This window comes from Xenophilus sp. (genome assembly GCF_044462705.1).
Taxonomy (GTDB): Bacteria; Pseudomonadota; Gammaproteobacteria; order Burkholderiales; family Burkholderiaceae_C; genus Xenophilus; species Xenophilus azovorans.
In genome coordinates, this window is sequence record NZ_JBIQNC010000360.1 from 1 (window position 1) to 2309 (window position 2309).

2 protein-coding genes are annotated in these 2309 nt (G+C 67.2%); one reads left to right on the forward strand and one right to left on the reverse strand.

Going from position 1 to position 2309, the window contains the following annotated elements; all coding sequences use genetic code 11:
• The coding region (gene ppsA, locus ACIY1X_RS26120; RefSeq protein WP_399686507.1) for a phosphoenolpyruvate synthase at positions 1–1296 on the reverse strand (1296 nt) is incomplete at its 3' end.
• A gap of 184 nt (positions 1297–1480) precedes the next feature.
• Here ppsA and ACIY1X_RS26125 point away from each other — a divergent pair.
• Entirely contained in the window at positions 1481–2308 is an 828-nt protein-coding gene (locus tag ACIY1X_RS26125; RefSeq protein ID WP_038209460.1) for a pyruvate, water dikinase regulatory protein, read from the forward strand.
• Position 2309 lies beyond the last annotated feature (1 nt).

A 2309-nucleotide genomic window follows, 5' to 3' on the forward strand; every position in this document is an offset into this window, starting at 1 on the left:
GCGCGCGATGATGGCCGCGTGGCAGGTGCGCCCGCCGCGGTTGGTGACGATGGCGCTGGCGCGCTTCATCACCGGCTCCCAGTTGGGGTCGGTCATGTCGGTGACGAGGATGTCGCCGGCCTGCACCTTGTCCATCTCGGCGATGCTGCTCACCAGCCGCACCGGGCCGGTGCCGATCTTCTGGCCGATGGCGCGGCCCTCGGCCAGCACGGTGCCCTTGCTGAGCAGCTTGAAGCGCTGCTCGGCCTTGCCGGCCTGCTGGCTCTTCACCGTCTCGGGGCGCGCCTGCAGGATGTAGAGCTGGCCGTCGGTGCCGTCCTTGCCCCACTCGATGTCCATCGGGCGGCCGTAGTGCTTCTCGATGACCAGGGCGTACTTCGCCAACTGCTCGACCTCGTCGTCGGCCAGCGAGTAGCGGTTGCGCAGCTCGGCCTTCACGTCGGTGGTCTTGACCAGCTTGCCGCTGGCCTTCTTCTCCTCGGGCGTGGCGAACTCCATCTGGATCAGCTTGGAGCCGAGGTTGCGGCGGATGACGGCCTTCTTGCCCGCTTCGAGCATCGGCTTGTGGACGTAGAACTCGTCGGGGTTCACGGCGCCCTGCACCACCGTCTCGCCCAGGCCGTAGCTGCTGGTGATGAAGACGACCTGGTCGAAGCCGGACTCGGTGTCGATGGTGAACATCACGCCCGCGGCGCCCAGGTCGGAGCGCACCATGCGCTGCACGCCGGCCGACAAAGCCACCACGTCGTGCGCGAAGCCCTTGTGCACGCGGTAGCTGATGGCGCGATCGTTGTAGAGGGAAGCGAACACCTCCTTCATCTTGTGCAGCACGTCCTCGATGCCGACGACGTTGAGGAAGGTCTCCTGCTGGCCGGCGAAGGAAGCGTCGGGCAGGTCCTCGGCGGTGGCGGAGGAACGTACCGCGAAGCTGGCCTGGTCGTTCCCGGCGCAGAGCGTGGCGAAGGCCTCGCGCACCGCTTTTTCCAGGTCGGCCGGGAAGGGCTGGGCCTCGATCCAGCCGCGGATCTCGGCGCCGGCGGCGGCCAGGGCGCGCACGTCCTCGATGTCGAGCGCGGCCAGGCGCTGGCTGATCCTGTCCGACAGGCCCTCGTGCGCCAGGAACTGGCGGAAGGCGTGCGCCGTGGTGGCGAAGCCGGTCGGCACGCGCACGCCCTGCGGCAGCTGCGAGATCATTTCGCCGAGGCTGGCGTTCTTGCCGCCGACCGCCTCGACGTCGGTCATCCTCAGGTTTTCAAACGGTACGACCAGGGCGGTCGCGTCGAAGAGTTGAGACATGGGAAAGCTCCGGAAGTTGAAAGCGGCGCCGTCGCATGCAGGCGGGCACGGGGCACGATCGTTCTTCTTGCTCTGGGTGCGCGGCCGGGCTGCATGGGGAGTGTGGGGGTGGGACGCTCGGTCCCGATAATGGGGCGGATTGTAGGCGTGGCTCTTGCTGGGCCACTGCAGGACAGGAACCACAGTGACGCCCCGTACCCGCACCGTTTTCTACGTCTCCGACGGCACCGGCATCACCGCCGAGACCTTCGGCAACGCCGTGCTCGCCCAGTTCGAGATCAAGCCGCGCCACGTGCGGCTGCCCTTCACCGACACCGTGGACAAGGCCCACCAGGCGGTGCGCCAGATCAACCACACCGGCGAAGTCGAGGGCATGCGGCCGATCGTCTTCACCACCCTGGCGGACATGGAGGTGCTGGAAGTGATCGAGACCGGCTGCAAGGGCATGCTGCTGGACATGTTCGGCACCTTCGTGCGCCCGCTGGAGATCGAGCTGGCGATGAAGTCCAACCATCGCATCGGCCGCTTCTCCGACATCAGCAAGAGCAAGGAATACAACGATCGCATCGCCGCCATCGACTTCAGCCTGCAGCACGACGACGGCCAGAGCAACCGCGACCTGGAGTCGGCCGACGTCATCCTGGTGGGTGTCAGCCGCAGCGGCAAGACGCCCACCTCGCTGTACCTGGCGATGCAGCACGGCCTGAAGGCGGCCAACTACCCGCTGATCCCCGAGGACTTCGACCGACGCCAGCTGCCGCCAGCGCTGGTGCCCTTCCGCAAGAAGATCTTCGGGCTGACCATCCAGCCCGAGCGGCTGGCCGAGATCCGCAACGAGCGCCGGCCCAACTCGCGCTACGCCAGCCTGGAGAATTGCCGCTACGAGGTCAACGAGGCCGAAGCGATGATGCGCCGGGCCGGCATCCGCTGGCTGTCGACCACCACCAAGTCGATCGAGGAGATCGCGACGACGATCCTCCAGGAGATCCGGCCGGAGCGGCTGAGCTACTGAG